Origin of the sequence: Bradyrhizobium sp. CCBAU 11430 (genome assembly GCF_028128855.1) — a bacterium.
GTDB lineage: Bacteria > Pseudomonadota > Alphaproteobacteria > Rhizobiales > Xanthobacteraceae > Bradyrhizobium > Bradyrhizobium ottawaense.
Genome location: NZ_LBJV01000055.1, coordinates 71,089 through 92,809, shown reverse-complemented (window position 1 = coordinate 92,809; position 21,721 = coordinate 71,089). Strand labels below are relative to the sequence as shown.

Here is a 21,721-nt window from a genome sequence, read left to right as displayed (position 1 = left end):
TATTCTGCCAATTAATTGCTAAAGGATGACAATGCGCGGCACGCTCTATCAGCACTATCGGCGGTTCGATCCTGACATTTTGGACCGTCCGATCGTGGCCGGCATGGTGGATACCCGGGAGCAGGAGGACGAGCTGCCGGTTCACATCCATCGCAAGGGACAGCTCGTCCTCGCCCAGCGCGGCGGTGTGACGTGCGAAGTGCCGAGCGGCCTGTGGATGGTCCCGCCGCGCTGCGGCGTCTGGATTCCCGGCGGTATGCCCCACAGCAATCGCGTCAGCGGCAACGCCAGCCTGCTGTTTCTCTATGTGGACATGGATGCGGCGAGCGTGCCGCAGGAATGCTGCACGCTGTCGATCTCACCGCTGTTGCACGAGCTGATCCATCGGATGGCGACGCTGCCCCCGCTCTACGATCCCGACGGCCCGCCCGCGCAGATCGCCGCGGTGCTCCTCAACGAGTTGATCGCCATGCCGACCGAACGGCTGCATCTTCCGATCACGCGGAGTTCGAAACTGCGTATGATCGCCGATGCCTTGATGGACAATCCGGCCGACCGTAGGACCGTGGCGGAGTGGGCGCAAGCCGTCGCGCTCGGCGAGCGGACGCTGATGCGCATTGTGCTCGCCGAGACCGGCATGACCTTCAGTCGCTGGCGTCAGCAGCTTCAGATCATCGTCGCCATCCAGAAATTGTCTGCTGGCAACACGGTTCAGTCCGTGTCCGAGGCGCTCGGCTACGAGTCGGTGAGCGCGTTCATCACCATGTTCAAGAAGGCGCTTGGCAAATCGCCGGCGCGCTACTTCTCCGAGCGCGAGGCCGGCCAGACTGGCCCGGGGGAGACCTGCCGCGATACGAACTGCAAGCTTCGCCGGATGCCTGAGGTGCGGGACGCGCTCAATGGACTTTCGAAACGCGGATGGCTGGAGTTAGAGCGCTTCGTTTCGGACGATCTCGATGCCGAAGCCTGACAGTCCCTTGAAGTGATGCGTCGACGACGTGAGGTGACGGATGGAGCTGATCTTGAGATCCCGCAGGATCTGGGCGCCGACACCGATCTCGCGCCATTGCCGATTACGGTCGTCTTCGCGCGAACTGATCGGGCCTAGCGGCGCAGGCGGAACGCCCGCCGCGCCGTCGCGCAGATAGACGAGCACGCCGCTGCCATTATCCTTGAAGCGTTGCAGAATGACGTTCATCTTGGCCTGTTCCTGACCCGAGAACAAATCGCGCAGGATGTTGGGTTTATAGAAGCGCGTGAGGACGTTGGTGCCGTCGCCCAGTTCTCCGTAGATATAGGCGACGTGATGAATGGGGTCGAACGGCGAGCGATACGAATAGCCCTGGAGCGGGCCGATCGAGCTCTCCGCCGTGACGCTCGAGACGCGCTCGATCAGCGTCTCGCGGGCCTGCCGGAAGCTGATGAGGTCTGCGATGGTGACCTGTTTCAGCTTGTGCTTGTCGGCGAACGCCGCGACTTGCGGACCCTTCATCACCGAGCCATCGTCGTTCATCAGTTCGCTGATGACACCGACCGGCTCGAGACCTGCCAGTCTGCACAGGTCGACGGCGGCCTCGGTGTGACCCGAGCGCATGAGTACGCCACCTTCTTTTGCGATCAGCGGGAAAACGTGTCCCGGCCGGCAAAAATCGCCGGCGCCGACGTTGGGGTTGGCGAGTGCACGGCAGCACGAGGCCCGCTCTTCGGCCGAGATGCCCGTACCGTTATCCGGCCGGTAGTCCACTGACACGGTGAACGCCGTGGTGTGAGCCGAGTCGTTGTTGACAACCATCGGGTCAAGCCGCAGGCGTCTCGCGTCTTCGAGGGTAATCGGAGCGCAGACGATTCCCGATGTATGGCGAATGATGAAGGCCATCTTCGCAGCCGTACACCGCGAGGCGGCAACGACGAGGTCCCCTTCGCCCTCGCGATCGTCGTCGTCGGTGACCACGACGATTTCGCCGTCGGCGAGCGCCTGCAGGGCCGCTTCGATCGATCCCGTCATCTCGGTCGCTCTGCTCGCTGGAACCGACGGGTGCTCGCGTTGGGTCGTGTGCGGATTGTCAGGCTCGCAGCGCCGCTCGAGCACTCTGCCGATCTTAACTTCACCATTATTGCCAACTGGCCGGAGCCCATGGCGGGGCGCCTCATAGCCTTTCCACGCTGTAGCTGGGACGATTGGTGTCGAGCCCGATCGGCGCATCGGACAGCAAAGGACCGGTTGGGTCGTATCGGGGTCTTGGTGAGCGCTCCAGAGGGCGCGAGGGGGTGGCGCAAGCCTTGACGGTGACCGGCCGATTGGCGTCGATCGGCAGCACGGTCTTGTGCGAAATGCGCTTGAGGGCCAGATTTGATCGAATGCTGCTGACGCCGGGAATGCGGGATAGTTTGTTGACAATCAGGTCTTCGAGATCTTCGATGTCGGCCGCCATGACGCGGAGCATGTAGTCGCTCTCACCGGTCATGAGATAGCATTCCATTACCTGGGCCAGCCGGTCGATGGATCGGGTGAAATTCTCGAGGGACGTCTGGACCTGCTTTTCCAGCTTGATCTGGATGAAAGCCGTTACACCAATGCCGAGCACGGCGGGATCAAGAAGGGCGATCCGTCGATCGATCACGCCGAGTTTTTCGAGTGTTCTGACGCGTGCCAGACACGGCGACGGCGAAAGATTGACGCGTGATGCGAGCTCGACATTGGTCAAGCTCGCATTCTGCTGGAGCTCGTTGAGGATCTTGATATCTATTCTGTCGAGAGAGGTTGTCGACATCGCGTATCTCCCAAGTATGGCAGTCTTCTGCGGCGCGTATCACCGTCGTTTGCGGGGTGATGACAATCGCGTGGTAAAAGCTAACCGCAATTGCGCTTGTGGGATTTCGACAAATCGTCGATTTGTATCGAAAAACCGTCAACCTTCGCATTGTGCATTGCGATCAAAAGGTTAGTTGCCTACTTCCGATACATTTTTTGCCTATGCGATATGCAGGCCGACGTTGATCCACGGATTCGGTCAAGATGTAATGCCCGCCGCTCCATCGATTGGCTCCCCGTGTCACTTGACGGGACGTGCAGCAGAGCTCGATGTCGAGAACTGCCCTGTTTCGTACAACCGCCTGTCGTCGCGTGTGGCTTCGGTCCCACGTCGCTGACCACGCCGCGGGCGTTGCGCGAGACAAAAGGTTCGGCAGCAACGACGCCCACCTCGTCAACCAGAAAATGGCAAAGATCGGCCGGATGCAGAGTTGGATCTAGCGACTCGACAAGTCGTTACAGCATAAAATGCTGATGAAGCTTCTGTGACAGGCGTTGTTCAAGCAGTAATGCTGAGAGGCTCGGGCGACTATCCACCCACGATCGCACTTGGGTAGCGACGGTTTGGATGTCGAGCGTGAAACTGAAGCAAGTCTATTTGACAGCGAACGATCCTGGACGCCTGGCCGAGTTCTACGAAGGTCTGGGTCTGAAGGTGCGCTTCGCTGATCCCGGCAAGTGGATACAGTTCGTGAGCGATGCGGCTGCGTTCTGCGTCGCCGGACCGACGGAGTCGGTCTCGGACCAGCTGCAAGATGCCGTTCTTGTCTTCGGTGTCGATGACCTCGATGCCGCCATGGAGCGTGCCGCAGCCATGGGGGCGCAAGTCGGCGCGGTCCGGGACATGGAAAGTCACGGCCGTGCGGTGAAGGTGCGGGATCCGGGCGGCAACGTCATCCAGTTCTATCAAGCAGCCGGATAGCTCAGACGTTCACCGGGGCAGCGCTGCATGCCCGGACTCACAACCAGACAAAGAGGGCGCATCCATCTCATGAATCCAAGGGTCGTAGCCATGCCGTCCGCAACACCGCCGCTGTCCGAAACGAGCCCACTCGATGCCGCAGCATTCCGTGCTGCGATGCGCAGCGTGCCGGGCACCGTGTCGATCGTCACGACAGGTCGGGCGCCGAACCGCCATGGTCTGACACTGACGGCGGGCTGCTCGCTGTCGGCGGCTCCGCCCAGCGTGCTGGTTTGCGTCAATCGATCTGCCGGTGCGCACGACATCATTCTCAGCAGTGGGTCGTTCTGCTGGAATATTCTAGGAGTCGAGCATCGCGATCTGGCGCTCAAGTTTTCCGGGCAGGACGGCAGCAAGGGCGATATCCGCTTCGGTGACGGTTTGTGGTGCGATCTCAAAACCGGAGCACCAAGTCTGGTCGGCGCGGTCTGCAGCTTCGATTGCCGCGTGGTGAATGCTTACAGCGACAGTAGTCACACCATTTTCACCGGAGAGGTGGTGGCTCAGACCACGAGGGCCGGATGTGAGTCGCTCGTCTACATCGACGGATGTTTCGTCGCGCCAAAGGCGGTCTGAAACACAGGACGACGTCAGGCGCCGCTACGTTTCCGCTACAGCCAAGATGGAACCGATCAGCATGCAAGGAAGACGAAGACTTTCTATCGCGCATCCATCGGCGGTCGGTCGCTGATGCTGTCGCTCTGGCTCAATGTCATCGCCGGCGGGGTGCTCATCGGGCTGGTTTACGGGCTCGTCGCGCTCGGTCTCACCATCATCTTCGGCGTTATGCGCGTGGTCAATTTCGCTCATGGCGAGATGGTCGTGTTCGGGATCTACATCGGATACTGGACCGTTCAAATCTGTGACATCCCGATCGTTATAGCCGCCGCGATCGCCGCGGTCGTCATGTTCGTGTTCGGCTATCTGCTAGAGACGCTCGTCGTGAAGCGGTTCGTCAATCGGCCGCATCATTATCAGTTCATCGTCTTCATCGGCCTCTCACTGCTTTTCAGCGGCGTATTGCTGATGTCGTTCGGTCCGGATCCGCGGCCGACGGCGTCTCAGTTGTCCTTCCAGACCGTGAGCGTGGGTCCGCTCACCTTGGATTGGGCCCGCATCCAGGCGGCCGCTACGGCCGGACTGCTGATCGCCGCACTGGGAGCCTATCTGAAGTACTCCGCATTCGGCCGATCGCTGCGGGGCGCCGCCAATAATCGACTGGGCGGACTGGTGGTCGGGCTGAATATCCCTCGGGTCTATGCGGTGACCTTCGGCATCGGAGCCGCCTGCGCTGGCGTCGCCGGCGCATTGATCTCGCCGCTGTTCGATGCGCAGCCCTATCTCGCCGTCGACTTCACGCTGCTGGCCTTCGTGACGGTGATCGTCGGCGGTCTCGGCAGCTTCGGTGGCGCTCTTCTGGGCGGCCTGACGATCGGGGTCGCCGAAGCGATCGCGGCCTTGATGTTCACGCCGTCGATGAAAACAGCACTCCCTTACGCGCTCCTGATTATCATCCTGATTTTCCGTCCGAGGGGGTTTTTCGGTGCAAAGGACATCTGATCAAGCCAGCGACACCAAGCGTTGGGGTGCCGGCGCTCTGGTCTTCGCCGCCCTGGCCGTGGTGGGTGGCATGTCCAACGCCTACGTCATCTCACTTCTGACGATCGTCCTGTTGTTCACCTTCATGGGACAATCGTGGAACCTGATGCTCGGGATCGGCGGGCAGCTATCCATCGGTCACGCGCTGTTCGTTGGAATCGGTGCGTATGCGGTGGCGATCCTGAACATCAAATACGGCGTCACCCCGTGGATCGGTCTGCTGCTGGGCGCGGTGATTGCGGGCTTCGTCGGCGCGGTGCTGGCGTGGCTGAGCTTCCGCTTCGAGGTCCGTGGCATCTATTTCGCGCTGCTCACGATCGCAGCCGCCGAATTCGCCCGGATCATGTTCGGCGGGTGGGACTATGTCGGCGGCATGCAGGGCCTGTTCTATCAGGCGCCGAGCGGCACGATGGACCTCGGGATGCTGCGCGGTGACGCGCGGTTCTACTACTTCGTCGCGCTCGCGCTTGCGGCCATCGGCGTCGCGGGAACGGAGCTGATCTCACGGTCCTATTGGGGCTATGTCTGGCGGGCGATGCGGGACGACGAAGAGGCCGCCCGCGCACTGGGGGTGCGGACGTTTCGCCACAAGGTGCTGGTGGTCTCGATATCGGCCGCGACGGCCGCGGTCGGCGGCGGCGTGCTGGGCTTGGTGCAGGGTGCGATCTTTCCGGATTCGATCATGGGCATGGCGATCTCGGTCGACGTACTGATCGGCCCTGTGGTCGGCGGATTGGGCACTGCGTTCGGCCCGCTGGTCGGCTCGATGGCCGCGATCCCGCTGCATCACGCCATGGGGGCGCTCGGCGACAGCCTGGGGCTCCCCGGACTGAACAGCGTCGCCTACGGGGCGGTGCTGATCCTGGTCGTGTGGTTTCTGCCCGACGGCATCTGGCCGGCGGTCGTCCGGCTCTACGAGGCGATCCAGCTGCCGGCGCGCGGCCGGATCTCACAATTGCGGAAGGTCGAGGAATGACCGCGCTGCTCGAAGTGAAGAACCTGACCAAAGCGTTCGTTGGATTGGTCGCGGTCAATGACGTCAGCTTCTCACTGCAGGCAGGCCGCATCACCGCCCTTATCGGGCCGAACGGCGCCGGCAAGACCACCTGCTTCAATCTCGTCGCCGGGGCGCTGAGACCGACCGCCGGGCGGGTGCTATTCGAGAGGCGTTCGCTCGAGCGCGAGCCGCCCGAAGCGGTGTGCCGCATGGGCATTGCGCGCACCTTCCAGATCGTCCGACCGATGAAAGATATGTCGGTGCTCGAGAATGCCATGGTGGGCGCCTTCAGCTGGACGACGAACGTCAAGGAGGCGCGGGACAAGGCGTATGAGTCGCTCGAAAATGTCGGGCTCGCCGGCAAGGCGAATGCCCGGACGGATCAGTTGACGTTGCCCGATCGCAAGATGCTCGAGATGGCGAAGGCGCTCTCGACTCGCCCCAAGTTGCTGCTGCTCGACGAAGTGATGGCGGGGCTGCGTCCGACCGAAGCGGCAGGCGTCGTCGGCGTGCTGCACCGGCTCGCCGAGGGTGGACTGACGATCCTACTGGTCGAGCACGTGATGCGGATCGTGATGGAAGTGGCGTCGACCGTGGTGGTGCTACACCACGGCGCCAAGATCGCCGAGGGCAAGCCGTCAGAGGTGGTAGCGGATCCTGCGGTGCTGGAAAGTTATCTGGGAGCCGGTTTCCATGCCTGACGACGCGCTTCTCGAAGTCGACGACCTGTGCGTGGCCTATGACGGCTCCAATGCGCTGAACGGCGTGTCGCTCCGCATCGGCAAGGGTGAACTGATCTGCGTGGTCGGCGCCAACGGCGCCGGCAAGACCTCTCTGATCCGATCAATCGCGGGGATCGTGCCGTCGTCGCGCGGTTCCGTCAGGATCAACGGAGTCGAAATCTCGCGGCTACCGCCGTGGGACATCTGCGAAATGGGCATCGCTCAGGTCGCCGAGGGCCGCCAGATTTTCAGTGCGCTCTCCGTCGAGGACAATCTGCTGATCGGCGGCTCGCTGAAGCGGGCCAGGCACGACCTGGCAAATACGCTTGATTCCGTCTATCAGCTGTTCGGGCGACTTCGCGAGCGCCGCGACCAACTCGCCGGCACGCTGTCCGGCGGCGAGCAACAGATGCTGGCGATCGGTCGGGCGATCATGTCGAAGCCAGAAATCGTGATGTTCGACGAGCCGTCGATCGGACTGTCGCCGGCGCTGACCGATGTGATGTTCAGCGTCGTCAAATCCCTCAACGAGCAGGGCATCACGGTCCTTCTCGTCGAGCAGAATGTCGCCAAGTCGCTCGCTCTGAGCAGCCGCGGCTATGTGCTCGAGAACGGCTCCGTGGTGTTGCATGGATCTAGCCGCGATCTGCTCGAGAACCCCGATGTCCAGCGCGCCTATCTGGGATTGTGAGGCGCGCCGTCTCGGCGAGGCGTCGGGCGTTGCGGCTCTCGTCTCGCCGCCGTTCGGTCCACCGCTCCCCGGCTGTTGCAGCCGCCTCTCGCTTGGGTCTCATTGATGAATACTGCCACTTCTCTCCTGATCGAGCGTGATCAAGACCTGGTCACGATCACGATGAACCGGCCGCCGGCCAATGCGCTGAATGCGCAACTAATCGTCGAGTTGCTGGAGGCGATCCGGCGCCTTGCCGACGACGAGAATCCGCCCGGCATCGTGCTCACCGGAAGCGGCGACCGCTTCTTCAGCGCAGGCGGCGACATCAAGGAAGTCGTCGGGATCGACGTCGCTAGGCCGCGCATCCGGTTCTTCCACGAACTCCTCGTGGCGATGGAGAACTATCCGGGCCCGATCGTCTGCGCCGTCCGCGGCTATGCGGTCGGAGGCGCCCTGGAGTTTCTGCTGCATGCGGACTATGTTGTGGCCGATGCGGCGTGCAAGATTGGATTTCCGGAAATCAACCATGGCCTGCTGCCGGTGACCAAAGGCATGCGCCGGGCCGTCGAGAAGCTCGGCGTGCGGGCGGCGCAAGAGCTGCTGTACTGGGGCGAGCTCGTCGGCGCGGAGCGCGCCGTGGCGATCGGCGCCGTGAACGAGATCGTCCCGACCGAGGAGGTCGCATCCCGTGCGCGAGACGTGTGCGGCGTGTTGCGGCAGAAAGACCGCAAGCTGTTCCATGCCATCAAGCGATCGCTCAACCTCACCGCGCAAATGAGCGATCAGGCGCTCGAAAAAATGACCGTGGCCGACCTCGACGCCTATGTCACAGCCGAGAGCTCAACCAAAGCGCGTGCAAGATTTCTATCAAAGAACAGTAAGGGTTGAGCCGATGACGCGCGGATATCCCGATCAGATCTATCTGGAGCAGATGAGCCACGAGGAAGTCGCCGCGGCGCTGGCCGATGGGTGCACGACGGTAGTGATCCCGCTGGGGGCCGTCGAGCAGCATGGGCCGCATTTGTCTTTGGGCATGGATGCGGATCATGCCGATGCTCTGGCCGAGCGGATCGCGCGCAGCCGCGGCAACACGCTGGTGGCGCCGACCATCACGGTCGGCTGCTCGTCTCACCATCTGCCATTCGCGGGTACGATCTCGCTACGGCCGGGGACGCTGGAAGCGATTTGTGTCGATTATTGCACAAGCCTGGCGCGGCACGGCTTCAAGCGTATCCTGATTCACTCGGGTCACATCGGCAATTTTCCGGTCCTGAAGGACATGCTCGGTCGCTTGCGCGAGGCCGTCCCCTCGGATGTCGAGATCCTGGCGTTCTTCGACTCGACGAAATGGATCGACACGTGGCGCGATGCGGTGCGCGAAGCCGGAGGAGACGTGTTGGCCGTCGGCGGCCACGCCGACATCGCCGAGACGTCGCTGATGATGGTCATTAGGCCCGACAGCGTCAGACCGGACCGCTTCGAGGTGGGCCATCTTGGCGGCTTGTCGGAGGCTGATCTCGAACTGATGTGGAAGAACGGCATCCGATCGGTTTCGCAGAACGGCGTGATCGGAAGTCCGATCGGCTCGAGCTACGCCATCGGCGAAGCGTGCCTCGCGGCGGTCGCCGAGTTGCTGATCAAGACCTTCGATAGCGAGGCCGGAGCCGCCATCGCCCGCCGTTGACGGTCAGCCCGTCCGCTGCGTGGCGAAGCTTCCCGGGGCGTCTGCCATGTTGCGAATGCTGACAGCATAAAATTCGGAAAGCGTTACTACGCAACGCGGCTTTCGGGCGAAAATATCGCCACGCCTATGAAACCCTGTGCCATCTCGCAAGCTAAAAGGATTGAGACATGGCACTTACGTTTGGGTTCTGGTCTGAACAGGAAACCCAGGTCGGCCACAGTTACTCGCGCAGGCTTCACGAACTGGTCGACGAAGTCCGTCTGGCCGAGAAGGTCGGCTTCGACTGCGTCGCGCTCTCCGAGCAGCACGTGGCACTGGGCGGGATCTCGAGCTCGGCGCCCGAAGTGGTGTTCGGCTATCTGGCCGCGGTGACGTCGCGCGTCAAGCTGCGCGCGGCGGTGACGCTGATGCCGCAGCGCATCAACCACGCCTTGCGTTCGGCCGAGCGGCTTGCCGTGACCGACATCCTGTCCAACGGCCGCATGGAATTCTACGGCGGCCGCGCCAACACCACCATCGCGATGCGGGCGTTCAACGTCGATCCGAACGAAACGCTGGCGCAGATGGAAGAAGGGCTGGCGCTGCTGAAAACGGCGATGCGCCAGGACATTTTCACGTTTGACGGCAAGTACTACCAGATCCCTCCGCGCCAGCTGGTTCCGAAGCCGCTGCAGAAGCCGCATCCGGTGATCGGGATCGCGGCGACCAGCGAGCGCAGTCATCTCTGGGCGGCCTCGCAGGGCTTCGCCGTGATGAGCAGCAACATCTATCAGGGCTGGGAAGCTCAGCAGAAGCTGATCGACGCCTATCAAAAAAACTGGAAGTGCGACGCGGAGGGACCGCTGCAGCGTCCGCGTATCGGCATTCCGCTGTTCATCGGCATCGGGAAAACGGACGAGCAGGCCAAGGCGGATTATGCCGGCCCGCTAATGCACTATGCCAAGATCTCGACCGATGCCTATCCGCGTCTCGCGGCGATTGCCGACGACTACAAATACATGGGGGAGAGCGTGCCGTCGATGGAGCGCGCCGCCAACGACTGGGACTATCTGGTCAACGAGTCGGCCACGACGGTGTGCGGCAGCCCCGATACGGTCATTCGTCAGATCGAGAAGTTCGAGGCCATGGGTATCGACGAGGTGCTGCTGCACATGGACTCCGTCCCGCACGAAAAGATCATGGAGGCGATCGACATGGTCGGTCGCTACGTCATCCCGCATTTCAACGACGGAAACAACGTCGTGCGGCCGACCGAGGAGATTCTCGGGCAGATCCGGCTGATGCGGACCCAGAAGCAGTAATCGAACGGTGAAATCAATGTCGCAATACGGCTACAAGTACCTGATCGTCGAGCAGCGCGCCACTGGCGTCGCGATCGTCACGATGAACCGCCCGGAGATCCTCAACGCGATCAACTGGGAGATGCACGAGGAGCTCGAAGACGTCTTCGTCAAGCTGGATCACGACAGTTCTGTCAACGCGATCGTTCTCACCGGTGCGGGCCGCGGATTTTGCTCTGGTGGCGATCAGAAGTCGCTGGATAAGGGAACGCTGCCGTCCCCGACGCGCAGCGGTCGCCACCTCATCCGCAACATGCTGGAAGTCGAAGTGCCGATCGTCGCGGCCGTCAACGGTGTCGCGGTCGGCCTGGGTGCCACGCTCGCGCTGTTCTGCGACGTGATCTATGCGAGCTCGACAGCCCGTTTCGCCGACACGCATGTCAATGCCGGCGTCGTCGCGGGCGATGGCGGCGCGGTGATCTGGCCGCTGCTGATGGGGCCGGTACGCGCGAAGCACTATCTGATGACCGGCGAATTCATCTCCGCCGAGAAAGCGGCTGCTATCGGTATGATCAACGAGGTGGTCGCAGACGGCAACGTTCTCGATGCCGCGATCGAATACGCCGAACTGCTGGCAAGCGGGCCGAAGGAATCGATCGTGTGGACCAAGTACAGCGTCAACAAGATCATCAAGCAGTACGCCCACCTGCTGCTCGACACCTCTGCGGCGCTGGAGATGTTGACGTTCAAGTCGCCCGAGCGGGCCGAGGCGGTTGCCGCATTCGCGGCCAAGCGCAAGCGTTTCGCGGAGCGCTGAGATGAACGTCGCTGAGATGACATCCGGCGCCCAGTTGGCGGATACGACCGTCGTGCAGCTTTTGGCCGCGCGACTCGCGGAGCGGCCCGACAAGATCGCCTTGCAACAAAAGCGTCACGGCGCCTGGACCGCCATGACGTGGGGCGCCTATGCGCAGCGTGTCGTGAACCTGGCCAGCGCGCTGCGGCGTGCTGGTCTCGAGCGCGGCGATCGGGTCGCGATCATGGGCGATTCGTCCGAGGAATGGCTGATCGCCGACATGGCCACGATGTGCGCCGGCGGCGTCATGGTGGGCGTTTACTTCACCTCGTCACCCGAAGAAGTGGCTTACTGCTTCACGGATTCAGGCGCGAAGTTCGCGTTCGTCGGCGGGGAGCCGCAGCTTCGCATCGTGCTCGCCTCCGGTCGGGCCGAGCAGCTCCGCGGCATCATCGTGCTCGACCCGGATTGGACCGGCGAGGCCTCGGCGTTGATCAAGTCGCTGGCCGACTTTGTTGGAGCACACGATGTCGATGCGCATGACTATCTGCAGAAGGAGAGCGCGACAGCAAAGGCGTCCGATGTCGTCAGCATCGGCTATACGTCCGGGACGACCGGAAACCCCAAAGGCGCCATGCTGACGCACCTTTCCATTCTCGCCGGCGTTCATTGCATCACCCTGTTCGGCCCCAGTATGCGCGAAGAGGAACACCGGGTGGTCGTGCATTTGCCGATGTCGCACACTGTGGCGCGCGGGCAGGCGACCACGTTGCCGCTGATCGCCGACGCAGTTCCATATTTCGGCGAGACGACCGCGGACTTCGCCCAGACGATCAAAGAGGTGAAGCCGACCTACTATATGGCGCCGCCGCGGTTCTACCAGCGCTTTGCGACACAGATCCTCAGCAAGGTGCATCCCGCCGGTGAAGCGGGAGATCAGAACTACACGCTTGCCGTGACGATCGCGCGCAGGGCGCTCGAAGACCGTCAGCGCGGCCACGAGGATGTCTTCGTCTCGAAACTGTTCGCGGCCTGCCGCGAGCAAGTGTTCCTGCCGCTGCTCGCGGAGGTCGGTTTCGACGAACTGAAGGTCGCGTTCACCTCGTCGGCGGCGATGCCGTCCGAGCTGATGTCGCTGTGGCAGTTGTGGGGCTTGCAGCTCAAGGAGTGCTACGGCCAGACCGAACTGGTCGGTGCCAATCTGGTGCAGATGGCGGAGTGGCCGAAGGCCGGCAACGTCGGGGTCCCGCTGCCGGATCCGGCCTGGGAAACCGCCGTGCTCCAGGACGGCGAGATGATCGTCCGTGGACCGGGATTGTTCGCGGGCTATTGGAACAAGCCGGACGAGACGAAAGCGGCGCTTCGCGACGGCTGGCTCTACACCGGCGACATCGTCGAAGTGTCGCCGGAAGGAACCTTCAAGCTTGTCGACCGGAAGAAGGAGATCATCAACACGTCGAACGGCAAATCGATCAGCCCGACTCAGATCGAAAACGAGCTGAGGCACAGCCCGTTCATCTCCGAGGCGGCTGTGATCGGCGAGGGGCGAAAATATCTCACCGCCCTGATCGAAGTGGATGCCACCGCCACAATGGACTGGGCGAAGTCGCGCGACGACAAGATCGCGAGTTACGCGGACCTGGCAGGCTCCGAGATCGTCAACCGGCTGATCGAGGCGGAGATCGGCAAGGCCAACGGAAGGCTGGCGCGAGCCGAGCAGATCAAGGCGTTCCGCATTCTGCCAGAGGAGCTGTCGCTCGAGAACGGCGTGATGACGCCGACGCGAAAGAAGCGTCGCAAGCAGATCAACGAGCGCTATCAGTCGCTGATCGCGTCGCTCTACGACGAAACCGAGGAAGAATTGATCAAGGCCGAGATGGGCCTTTGAGGTCGGCGGTCGGTCCCAAAACGTACGAAGCTAACAGTCGAGATAAGATTTCACTCCTTCAGCAACAGGACATCGAGATGACCAAGCGAAGCGGAATCACGCGGCGGACGATTGTCGGAAGCGGATTGGGAATTGCGGTAGGCCTGGTATCAAGGCCATCGTTTGCGGCGAACACGAAAGTGAAAGTCGGAGCGATCATGCCCAGCAGCGGCGTGCTGGCGTTTCCCGGTCAGGCCTGCGTGCGCGGCATCGATCTCGGCGCCAAATTCGCGCGTGAGAAGTTCGGCCTCGACATCGAGATCGTTCACGCCGATACGCAAAGCCGTCCGGAGAACGGCCGGATTGCCGCCGAGAGCCTGATCCGGCAGGGCTGCACCGTGCTGATCGGCGCGTGGGATTCCGGTGCCACCATTTCGGCGCTGCAGGCCTGCGAGGCCGCCAAGGTGCCGATGGTGGTCCACATCGCGAGCGCCACCCAGGTAACTTCACAGGGCTTCACCCAGGTGTTCCGCTATTACCCCACGTCGCTGACCATCGTGCGGCAATCGTTGGCCGAGCTGAAGTCCGTGCTCGGCACGCTGAAGGATCCGCCGAGCAGCGCCGTCGTTCTCCATCTCAACAACACGATGGGGCAGTCGACGGCGGCCAGCATCGATCAGGCGTGGAAGGAAGTGGATGTTCCGCTCAAGATCGCGCAGCACGTTGCCTATGACGAGAAGGCCAAGGATCTGTCGGTGGAAGTTGCCAAGGCGAAAGCGTCGGGTGCCGATGCTTTGATCTCGGTCACGCGCGTCAACGACGCGATCATGATCGCGCGCGAATGCATCAAGCAGGGCTGGGACCCGAAGATGGTGTTTTCGCCCAACTCCAACGGCGTGTCCGACAAGGCGTATCACGACGCGCTCGGAAAGTATGGTGACGGTCCGGTTCTGTCGGCGTTGTGGCTCAATCCCAAGGGCGCCGAGACCGACAAGATCATGAAGATGTTCGCGGCCGACTACCCGAACGACTGGTTCGATGCCAATGCGGGCTGCGCGTTCGAGGCGGTGCAGATCGTCGCAGACGCCGTGACGCGGGCGGCTTCGCCGGAGTCCGCGGCGATTCACGGCGCGCTCAAGAAGACCGACATGAAGCCGATCCTGATGTACGGCGACAACACCAAGTTCGACGAGACCGGCCAGAACATCCACTGTTCGATGGTGATGCTGCAGGGTTTGAAAGGCAGGCCTCGGGTGGTGGCTCCAAAGGCCATTGCGGAAGCGTCGCTCGAGTATCCGCTTGCGCCTTACAGCAAACGCTGACGTCGTTACGGGCGGCCCCGCGAAAGCGTCGCGGGGTCGCGGTCGTCAAGTGCCCAGGCAGGGACGTGCGAGCTAGGGCAAACTGTCCGAATTAATCAGGCGCGACCGCTCGGCAAGGAAGCGGCGGGGGCTCTTTCCCATCGTCTTCTTGAACATCGTGATGAACGCGCTGGGGGTTTCGTACCCCAGTTCCAGCGACACGGCCTGGACCGAAGTGCCCGCCGTGAGGCGTTGCATGGCGATCAGAATGTGGAGACGCTGGCGCCAGCGCCCGAAGGTCATCCCCGTTTCCTTGGCTATGAAGCGTGCGAAGGTACTCTCGCTCATCGCGTAGCGCGAGGCGACTTCGTCCATCGTGCTGCGGTCGCCCGGATTATTCAACAAGGAGGTCGCGAGGTGTTGAAGACGGGCGTCGGGGGAGATCGGCAAATACATTTCATCCGTCGTCGACATCTGCACGAGTTCGTCGAGCAAAACCCGGCCGAGACGGCTGGTCGGTCCTTCCAGCGGATAGAGCGGTGGGAACACCGAGAGGCGGTGGATCAATTCCCGCACCAGCGACGTGATCATCAGCGTGCAGCAGGTCCGCGGCAGCATGCTGACCTGCGGATCGATGAACACTGTGTAGAGTTTGCCGAAATCGGCCACGCAATTGCTGTGCTGCACGCCGGCCGGGATCCATACCGCGCCTTGCGGAGGCACGATCCACAAGCCGCCGGGCGCCCGGCACATCACCGAGCCGTGAGATGCGACGACCAATTGGCCTTTGCGGTGTGAGTGCAGCGGCAGGTCGTCGTTGTCTTTGCTGGTTTCGAGACAGAATGAAGTGACGGGACGATCGAACTGATCCGGATCGACAGGATCATAGTTGATCCGAAGATCGGGCAGATCCATTCGCGCAAAATCGCGATCGAACTCGGTCTCGGGCGGCATTTCAATCCTGCCAATTCGTCAAGTCAGTCAAGCCTTGATGCAGATCCTGCTGCTAGCCGAGGTTAGCTGTTTTGAAAGGTCAGGTCACTAGTCGCGGCGAGCCGTCGAGTTCGCTGATCTGCGACAAGATGCCCGCTACTGCGGCGTGAGCGCTGAGCGATGCGGCATGCTGCGCCGTGACCAAGCGGGAGCACCTGTCAGGCGGCCGACGGCTCGATCACTCGCCCGATTAAACCAACAGCAGAGAATGCTGCGATGCGAGCCTCCGCGTCCCGCCGGAGCCGGGCAATCCGTCGGAACGCGGCCGAATTCAGCAGCACGTGCCATAGCACCCGATGCTACCAAGTGCGGGCTTTCTCGGAGCCCGACGCATGACTGCACACATCGATCCGCCACGCAAGGTCGTCAACGCCGATCAGGATGCGGTCGAAACCGCCGATTGGCTCGCCTCGCTTGGATCGCTCCACCACAGCGCCGGTGCCGAGCGCGTGCGTTACATCCTGGCTGCGCTCGATCGGCGCGCGAAGGAGCTCGGCGTTCTGCCGGACTCTCCGCCGTTTTCGCCCTATCGCAATTCTATTCCGCTCGAGCAGCAGAAGCCCTACCCCGGCGACATCGCGATCGAGACCCGCCTGACGGCGATCATTCGCTGGAACGCGCTCGCGATGGTGGTCCGTGCCAACAAGGCCTATGGGGAGCTCGGCGGGCACGTCGCCAGCTACGCCTCGGCCGCGGAGATTTTCGAAGTCGGTTTCAATCATTTCTTTCGCGCGTCAAGCTCCGAGTCGGAGGGCGACTTGGTGTATTTCCAGCCGCATTCGTCCCCCGGAGTCTATGCACGAGCGTATCTCGAAGGCCGACTGTCGGACGAAAATCTGAAGCTGTATCGCCAGGAACTGAGCGGCCCCGGTCTGTCGTCCTATCCGCATCCCTGGCTGATGCCGGAGTTCTGGCAGGTGCCGTCGGCGTCGATGGGCCTTGGGCCAATCAGCGCGATCTACCAGGCGCGGTTCATGAAGTATCTGCAGCATCGCGGCCTGGTGCAGACGGCTGGTCGTCACGTCTGGGGTGTGTTCGGCGACGGCGAGATGGACGAGCCGGAATCGATCGCCGGGCTCGCCCTGGCGGCGCGGGAAAATCTCGACAACCTCACCTTCGTCGTCAATTGCAACCTGCAGCGCCTGGATGGGCCGGTCCGCGGCAACGGGCAGGTGATTCAGGAACTCGAATCACTTTTCCAGGGCGCCGGCTGGAACGTAATCAAGGTGCTGTGGGGATCGGACTGGGACGATATCTTCGCGCGCGATAGCAAGCATGCGCTGCTGCGCAAATTCGCCGACACCGTCGATGGCAAATATCAGACGCTCGGCGCCAAGGATGGGGCCTACAACCTCGCCCACTTCTTCAGCGAGGATCCCGAGGTCCGGGCGCTAGTTGCGCACATGTCGGACGCGGATATCGACGGCCTTAAGCGCGGTGGCCACGACTTCAAGAAGCTGTTCGCGGCCTTTGCCGCCGCGAAAGACATTAAGGGTCGGCCGACCGTCATTCTGGCGAAGACCAAGAAGGGCTACGGCATGGGCGGCGCCGGCGAGTCGCGCATGACGTCGCACCAGGCCAAGAAGCTCGATGTCGACGCGCTGTATGCGTTCCGCGACCGGTTCGCCCTGCCGCTCAGCAACGAGCAAGTCGAGGATCTGGAATTCTTCAGGCCTGCGGAAGACAGCGCGGAAATTCAGTACCTGCGCGCCCGTCGCGCGGCACTCGGTGGCTACATGCCGGCGCGGCGACGCGCTTCGGCGGCGCTGCCGGTGCCGCCGCTGCAATCCTACGCGGAGTTCGCGCTGCGCGGCGACGGCAAGGAGACGTCGACCACGATGGCGATCGTGCGGCTGTTCACCAATTTGCTCAAGGACAAAACGCTCGGCCCGCGCATCGTCCCGATCGTCGCCGACGAAGCCCGCACCTTCGGAATGGCGAACCTGTTCAGACAGGTCGGCATCTACTCGCCGGCGGGACAGCTCTACGAGCCGGAAGATGCCGGTTCGATGCTGTACTACAAGGAAGCGATCGACGGTCAATTGCTGGAGGAGGGGATCACCGAGGCGGGGGCGATTTCGTCATGGACCGCGGCGGCGACCTCCTATAGCATCCATAACTTCCCGTTGCTGCCGTTCTATATCTACTATTCGATGTTCGGCTTTCAGCGGGTCGGCGATCTGATCTGGGCGGCGGCGGACCAGCGCGCGCGTGGCTTTTTGATCGGGGCGACGGCCGGCCGGACGACGCTCGGCGGCGAAGGCTTGCAGCATCAGGACGGGTCCAGCCATCTGATGGCGGCGACCGTTCCGAACTGCCGGGCCTACGATCCGGCATTCTCCTACGAGGTGGCCGTCATCGTCGATCACGGCATGCGGTCGATGCTCGAGCAGGGCAACGACGAGTTCTATTACCTCACGGCGATGAACGAGAACTATGCGCAGCCCTCGATGCCCGACGATGCACGCGACGGCATCATCAAGGGTCTCTATCGGGTTCTGCCGAGCGCTGACGGGCCGGCGAAGATCAGGCTGGTCGGCTCGGGCGCCATTCTCCCGGAGGCGCTCGCCGCCGCAGCGATGCTGCAAAGCGAATGGAAAGTGGCCTGTGAAGTCTGGTCGGCAACGAGCTTTTCCGAGCTGGCGCGGGAGGCGCGCGATGTGGAGCGAACTAATCGGCTCTCGCCACTGTCGACCCCGGTCGAGAGCCACGTCGTACAATGCCTCGGCGGCAAGGTGCCGATCGTCGCGGCATCGGATTATGTCCGGGCGTATCCGCAACTGATCGGTTCTTACATCGAGGCGCCCTATACGGTGCTGGGCACCGACGGCTTCGGGCGCAGCGATACACGCGCCGCGCTGAGATCGTTCTTCGAGGTCGATCGCAAGCAGATCGTCGTTGCGGCGCTCTCGGCGCTGGCAAAATTGGGTCAAGTGGCGCGTGAGCAGGTCGCCGAAGCCATCGCCAGCTACGAATTGCCGACCGGCGTTGCATCGCCTTGGTCGCGCTGAGAGAGGGCGGAGCGCGCATGTCTCGTTCAATTGAAGTCGTTCTGCCAGATATTGGGGACTACAAGGATGTTCCGGTAGTCGAAATCAATGTGTCGGTCGGCGACGAGGTCACGATCGACATGCCGTTGCTGTCGATCGAGTCCGACAAGGCGACGATGGAGGTGCCATCCCCGGCCGCAGGCACGGTGGCCAAACTGATGATCGACGTCGGGGTGCGGGTTTCTCAAGGTTCGGTTCTGATGGTCCTCGAAGGGCGCGGCGAATCCACCGCGCCTCCGCCGGCGACTGCGTCGGCACCGCAGGTGGAGCAACGGATCTCGCAGCAGGAGGCGCTGTCACGGCCGGCGCCCGTGGCTCCAGTCGATGACTCGCGAGCACGTGCACAGCAGCCGCAGCTTAGCGGGGCGGCGCATGCATCGCCGTCGGTCCGCGCTTTGGCGCGTGAGCTCGGCGTGACGCTGGACTCTGTCGTGCCCACAGGCCCCAAGGGCCGGACTTTGCGCGAGGATGTGGCGGCCTTCGTCAACGGACTGGTGCGATCGAGACCGGCGACGGCGCCTGAGCCCGGCGCCCCGGTCGATTGGCCCAAGGTGGATTTCGAGAGGTACGGCGCGGTCGAGCGCCTGCCGCTGACACGGATCCAGAAGCTGACCGGTACGAACCTCTCGCGCAACTGGAGCGTCATTCCCCATGTAACGAATTTCGACAGAGCGGATGTGACCGACGCCGAAGCCTTTCGTCAACTCGCCAATGCCGAGGCCGCGAAGGACACGGCGAAGCTCACCATGGTGTCGCTGCTGATCAAGGCCGCGGCCTTGGCGCTGCAGAAATACCCGCGCTTCAATTCGTCGCTCGATGGCGATGAGTTGATCCTCAAGCACTATGTCCACATCGGCGTCGCTGTCGACACGCCGAGAGGTCTGGTCGTGCCGGTGATCCGGGACTGCGATAAGAAGGGCTTTCGGCAAATTGCCGCGGAGATGCGCTCGCTCGCCGACAAGGCGCGCGCGGGGCAGCTCGCGTCGGGCGACATGCAGGGCGGCTGTTTCTCGGTGTCGTCTCTCGGAGGCATCGGCGGTCAGGGATTTACGCCCATCATCAACGCGCCCGAGGTGGCGATCCTCGGCGCCGGGCGGGCCGCCACCGAGGCGGTCTGGAACGGCCGCGAGTTTGAACCGCGCCTCATCCTTCCGATGAGTCTGTCGTGGGATCACCGGGTCGTCGACGGCGTGGCTGGGGCCCGGTTCCTGGGCTTCGTCGCGTCGGTGCTCTCCGATCTGCGGCGCTTCGCGTTGTGAGGACGCAGATGCGGACAGAGGAAATCCGGGTCCCCGACATCGGGGATTTTCGAGACGTCGAGGTCGTCGAGGTCCACGTCAGGGCAGGCGACGTCGTCGTGCGAGAGCAGGCGTTGATCACAGTGGAATCCGACAAGGCCACGCTGGAGATTCCGTCGCCGATCGCAGGGGTGATCACGAGCATGTCGCTGCGTGTTGGAGACAAGGTGTCTCAAGGCTCCATGATTGGCACGGCGTCGGCGTCGGACGAAGCGGGCGCGCAAGGCGAGACGATCTCAGCGGATCAGGATGTTGGCCAGCGCGCAACAGATTATACGCGCTACGATCTTGTCGTGATCGGAGGCGGGCCGGGCGGCTATTCAGCAGCGTTTCGGGCCGCAGACCTTGGACTGAACACCGCGATCGTCGAACGCTACGGCACCTTGGGCGGAGTTTGCCTGAACGTTGGATGTATCCCGTCGAAGGCGCTGCTTCATGTTGCGGCCGTCAAGGAGGAAGCCAAACGGATCGCGGACAAGGGCATTCGCTTCGCCGCGCCGCAGATCGATCTGCAGGAGCTGCGCGCCTTCAAGCACGGCACTGTCAAGAAGCTGACGGATGGGCTGAGCCAGATGGCAGCAGCGCGCCGCGTCACGGTGATCCGCGGCATCGCGAAATTCGCCTCCGCCACGCGGCTCGAGATTGTCGGTGAGGGGGCAGGCTCGCAGCAAATTGAATTTGGTCAATGCATCATCGCCACGGGCTCGCGCGCGGTGCAGCTAGCGGTGCTTCCCAAGGATGAGCGGGTCGTGACCTCGACCGGCGCGCTCGCGCTGCGAAGCATTCCGGGCCGCATGCTCGTGATCGGAGCGGGGATCATCGGGCTGGAGATGGCGACCGTCTACAACTCGCTCGGCACCAAGATCGATCTTGTCGAAAGGCTTCCCGATATCCTGGCGGGCGTGGATGCCGACGCGGTGAAGATCTGGCGTTCGCGCAACGCGCATCGCTTCGAGCATATCGACGTCGCAAGCAGCGTATCAACCGCCGAAATCACGCCGGACGGCGTGAGGGTCGGTACCACAGGCGCATCGGTACGGACACGATCGTACGATTTGGTGTTGCAATCGGCCGGCCGTGTTCCCAACAGTAGCGAGCTCGGCCTCGAACGGATCGACGTTGCCATCGATTCGAACGGCTTCATTCAGGTCGACGAGCAGATGAGAACGACGGCGCGCAACGTCTTCGCCATCGGCGACGTCGTCGGCGGTTCGATGCTGGCGCACAAGGCCGTTCACGAGGGGCACGTCGCCGCGGAAGTAGCTGCCGGGAAGCCGGCGGCCTTTACCGCGAAGATCGTCCCCAATGTCGCCTACACCGATCCTGAGATCGCCTGGGTCGGCAAGTCCGAGCGTGATGTCGCCGAATCCGGACGGAAGATCCGTTCGACAAAATTCCCATGGGCCGCGTCCGGCCGGGCCATCGCGTCGGGCGCATCCTATGGCATGACGAAGCTGCTGTTCGACGCCGAAACCGGTCGCATCGTCGGGGGCGTGATCGTCGGACCGCATGCCGGCGATATGATCGGGGAAATCTGTCTCGCTATCGAAATGGGGGCTGACGCGATCGATATCGGAAAGACCATTCACCCGCATCCGACCCTCGGCGAGACGATCGGCATGGCTGCCGAAGTCCATGAGGGCATTTGCACCGACCTGCCTCCAATCGCCAGAAAGCGGTAGATCAGT

At 62.7% G+C, this 21,721-nt stretch carries 19 protein-coding genes; 16 read left to right on the top strand and 3 right to left on the bottom strand.

Annotation, left to right across the window (positions count from 1 at the left end; translation table 11 throughout):
* Positions 1-31 precede the first annotated feature (31 nt).
* Positions 32-970, top strand: a complete 939-nt coding sequence (locus tag XI04_RS16575) for an AraC family transcriptional regulator (RefSeq protein WP_028140606.1) — start codon at positions 32-34, stop codon at positions 968-970.
* Here XI04_RS16575 and ribB read toward each other — a convergent pair.
* Both ribB and XI04_RS16565 read right to left on the bottom strand, forming a co-directional pair.
* Positions 929-2,005 (bottom strand): 3,4-dihydroxy-2-butanone-4-phosphate synthase, encoded by a 1,077-nt coding sequence (gene ribB, locus XI04_RS16570; protein WP_028140605.1) that lies wholly within the window; start codon positions 2,003-2,005, stop codon positions 929-931. The two genes, XI04_RS16575 and ribB, sit on opposite strands and share 42 nt — an antisense overlap.
* Before the next feature lie 142 nt (positions 2,006-2,147).
* Positions 2,148-2,771, bottom strand: coding sequence for an Lrp/AsnC family transcriptional regulator (locus tag XI04_RS16565; RefSeq protein WP_028140604.1), 624 nt, complete (start codon positions 2,769-2,771; stop codon positions 2,148-2,150).
* A gap of 609 nt (positions 2,772-3,380) precedes the next feature.
* Here XI04_RS16565 and XI04_RS16560 point away from each other — a divergent pair.
* The 12 genes from XI04_RS16560 (at position 3,381) to XI04_RS16505 (ending at position 14,713) form a co-directional block, all read left to right on the top strand.
* Positions 3,381-3,734, top strand: a complete 354-nt coding sequence (locus XI04_RS16560; RefSeq protein WP_028140602.1) for a VOC family protein — start codon at positions 3,381-3,383, stop codon at positions 3,732-3,734.
* 90 nt (positions 3,735-3,824) lie between these two features.
* Complete coding sequence (locus XI04_RS16555) at positions 3,825-4,349, top strand: flavin reductase family protein (RefSeq protein ID WP_271609584.1); 525 nt, start codon at positions 3,825-3,827, stop codon at positions 4,347-4,349.
* Positions 4,350-4,463: 114 nt separating this feature from the next.
* Complete coding sequence (locus XI04_RS16550) at positions 4,464-5,333, top strand: branched-chain amino acid ABC transporter permease (protein WP_038948803.1); 870 nt, start codon at positions 4,464-4,466, stop codon at positions 5,331-5,333.
* Positions 5,317-6,348: a branched-chain amino acid ABC transporter permease gene (locus XI04_RS16545; protein WP_271609583.1), complete on the top strand. Its 1,032-nt coding sequence runs from the start codon at positions 5,317-5,319 to the stop codon at positions 6,346-6,348. The genes XI04_RS16550 and XI04_RS16545 overlap by 17 nt, the downstream gene beginning before the upstream one ends.
* Complete coding sequence (locus XI04_RS16540; RefSeq protein WP_028140599.1) at positions 6,345-7,070, top strand: ABC transporter ATP-binding protein; 726 nt, start codon at positions 6,345-6,347, stop codon at positions 7,068-7,070. The genes XI04_RS16545 and XI04_RS16540 overlap by 4 nt, the downstream gene beginning before the upstream one ends.
* Complete coding sequence (locus XI04_RS16535; protein ID WP_028140598.1) at positions 7,063-7,782, top strand: ABC transporter ATP-binding protein; 720 nt, start codon at positions 7,063-7,065, stop codon at positions 7,780-7,782. Before XI04_RS16540 ends, XI04_RS16535 begins: the two co-directional genes overlap by 8 nt.
* Positions 7,783-7,887: 105 nt before the next feature.
* Positions 7,888-8,652, top strand: a complete 765-nt coding sequence (locus tag XI04_RS16530) for an enoyl-CoA hydratase/isomerase family protein (protein ID WP_028140597.1) — start codon at positions 7,888-7,890, stop codon at positions 8,650-8,652.
* A gap of 4 nt (positions 8,653-8,656) precedes the next feature.
* Positions 8,657-9,448: a creatininase family protein gene (locus XI04_RS16525; protein ID WP_028140596.1), complete on the top strand. Its 792-nt coding sequence runs from the start codon at positions 8,657-8,659 to the stop codon at positions 9,446-9,448.
* A gap of 167 nt (positions 9,449-9,615) precedes the next feature.
* Positions 9,616-10,749 (top strand): LLM class flavin-dependent oxidoreductase, encoded by a 1,134-nt coding sequence (locus XI04_RS16520; RefSeq protein WP_007594451.1) that lies wholly within the window; start codon positions 9,616-9,618, stop codon positions 10,747-10,749.
* Between the two features lie 16 nt (positions 10,750-10,765).
* A complete protein-coding gene (locus XI04_RS16515; RefSeq protein WP_007594449.1) occupies positions 10,766-11,545 on the top strand; it encodes an enoyl-CoA hydratase/isomerase family protein in 780 nt (259 codons plus the stop codon).
* A gap of 1 nt (position 11,546) precedes the next feature.
* Positions 11,547-13,412 (top strand): AMP-dependent synthetase/ligase, encoded by a 1,866-nt coding sequence (locus XI04_RS16510; protein ID WP_271609582.1) that lies wholly within the window; start codon positions 11,547-11,549, stop codon positions 13,410-13,412.
* A 77-nt stretch (positions 13,413-13,489) separates the two neighbouring features.
* Positions 13,490-14,713 carry an ABC transporter substrate-binding protein gene (locus XI04_RS16505; protein WP_028140593.1) on the top strand — a complete coding sequence of 408 codons (1,224 nt, stop codon included), beginning with the start codon at positions 13,490-13,492 and terminating at the stop codon, positions 14,711-14,713.
* Between the two features lie 72 nt (positions 14,714-14,785).
* Here the strand turns inward: XI04_RS16505 and XI04_RS16500 are convergent, their stop codons facing one another.
* The gene (locus XI04_RS16500; protein ID WP_173015766.1) at positions 14,786-15,646 is read right to left on the bottom strand and encodes an AraC family transcriptional regulator; all 861 of its coding nucleotides are present in this window, start codon (positions 15,644-15,646) and stop codon (positions 14,786-14,788) included.
* 371 nt (positions 15,647-16,017) lie between these two features.
* Here XI04_RS16500 and mdeB point away from each other — a divergent pair, with 371 nt between their 5' ends.
* Genes mdeB through lpdA form a run of 3 tightly spaced genes read left to right on the top strand, consistent with a single transcriptional unit; the run spans position 16,018 to position 21,715 of the window.
* A complete protein-coding gene (gene mdeB, locus XI04_RS16495) occupies positions 16,018-18,696 on the top strand; it encodes an alpha-ketoglutarate dehydrogenase (protein WP_028149220.1) in 2,679 nt (892 codons plus the stop codon).
* Positions 18,697-18,713: 17 nt separating this feature from the next.
* Positions 18,714-19,994: a 2-oxo acid dehydrogenase subunit E2 gene (locus XI04_RS16490; RefSeq protein ID WP_038948796.1), complete on the top strand. Its 1,281-nt coding sequence runs from the start codon at positions 18,714-18,716 to the stop codon at positions 19,992-19,994.
* A gap of 8 nt (positions 19,995-20,002) precedes the next feature.
* On the top strand, positions 20,003-21,715 hold the full coding sequence (gene lpdA, locus XI04_RS16485; protein WP_028140589.1) for a dihydrolipoyl dehydrogenase: 1,713 nt from the start codon (positions 20,003-20,005) through the stop codon (positions 21,713-21,715).
* The last annotated feature ends 6 nt before the right edge of the window (positions 21,716-21,721 follow it).

What these genes read in the sequence shown, in the direction of transcription:
- XI04_RS16575 (WP_028140606.1), top strand. Translation starts at nt 32, where the DNA reads ATGCGCGGCACGCTCTATCAGCACTATCGGCGGTTCGATCCTGACATT.
- ribB (WP_028140605.1), bottom strand. Translation starts at nt 2,005, where the DNA reads ATGACGGGATCGATCGAAGCGGCCCTGCAGGCGCTCGCCGACGGCGAA.
- XI04_RS16565 (WP_028140604.1), bottom strand. Translation starts at nt 2,771, where the DNA reads ATGTCGACAACCTCTCTCGACAGAATAGATATCAAGATCCTCAACGAG.
- XI04_RS16560 (WP_028140602.1), top strand. Translation starts at nt 3,381, where the DNA reads ATGTCGAGCGTGAAACTGAAGCAAGTCTATTTGACAGCGAACGATCCT.
- XI04_RS16555 (WP_271609584.1), top strand. Translation starts at nt 3,825, where the DNA reads ATGCCGTCCGCAACACCGCCGCTGTCCGAAACGAGCCCACTCGATGCC.
- XI04_RS16550 (WP_038948803.1), top strand. Translation starts at nt 4,464, where the DNA reads ATGCTGTCGCTCTGGCTCAATGTCATCGCCGGCGGGGTGCTCATCGGG.
- XI04_RS16540 (WP_028140599.1), top strand. Translation starts at nt 6,345, where the DNA reads ATGACCGCGCTGCTCGAAGTGAAGAACCTGACCAAAGCGTTCGTTGGA.
- XI04_RS16535 (WP_028140598.1), top strand. Translation starts at nt 7,063, where the DNA reads ATGCCTGACGACGCGCTTCTCGAAGTCGACGACCTGTGCGTGGCCTAT.
- XI04_RS16530 (WP_028140597.1), top strand. Translation starts at nt 7,888, where the DNA reads ATGAATACTGCCACTTCTCTCCTGATCGAGCGTGATCAAGACCTGGTC.
- XI04_RS16525 (WP_028140596.1), top strand. Translation starts at nt 8,657, where the DNA reads ATGACGCGCGGATATCCCGATCAGATCTATCTGGAGCAGATGAGCCAC.
- XI04_RS16520 (WP_007594451.1), top strand. Translation starts at nt 9,616, where the DNA reads ATGGCACTTACGTTTGGGTTCTGGTCTGAACAGGAAACCCAGGTCGGC.
- XI04_RS16515 (WP_007594449.1), top strand. Translation starts at nt 10,766, where the DNA reads ATGTCGCAATACGGCTACAAGTACCTGATCGTCGAGCAGCGCGCCACT.
- XI04_RS16510 (WP_271609582.1), top strand. Translation starts at nt 11,547, where the DNA reads ATGAACGTCGCTGAGATGACATCCGGCGCCCAGTTGGCGGATACGACC.
- XI04_RS16505 (WP_028140593.1), top strand. Translation starts at nt 13,490, where the DNA reads ATGACCAAGCGAAGCGGAATCACGCGGCGGACGATTGTCGGAAGCGGA.
- XI04_RS16500 (WP_173015766.1), bottom strand. Translation starts at nt 15,646, where the DNA reads ATGCCGCCCGAGACCGAGTTCGATCGCGATTTTGCGCGAATGGATCTG.
- mdeB (WP_028149220.1), top strand. Translation starts at nt 16,018, where the DNA reads ATGACTGCACACATCGATCCGCCACGCAAGGTCGTCAACGCCGATCAG.
- XI04_RS16490 (WP_038948796.1), top strand. Translation starts at nt 18,714, where the DNA reads ATGTCTCGTTCAATTGAAGTCGTTCTGCCAGATATTGGGGACTACAAG.
- lpdA (WP_028140589.1), top strand. Translation starts at nt 20,003, where the DNA reads ATGCGGACAGAGGAAATCCGGGTCCCCGACATCGGGGATTTTCGAGAC.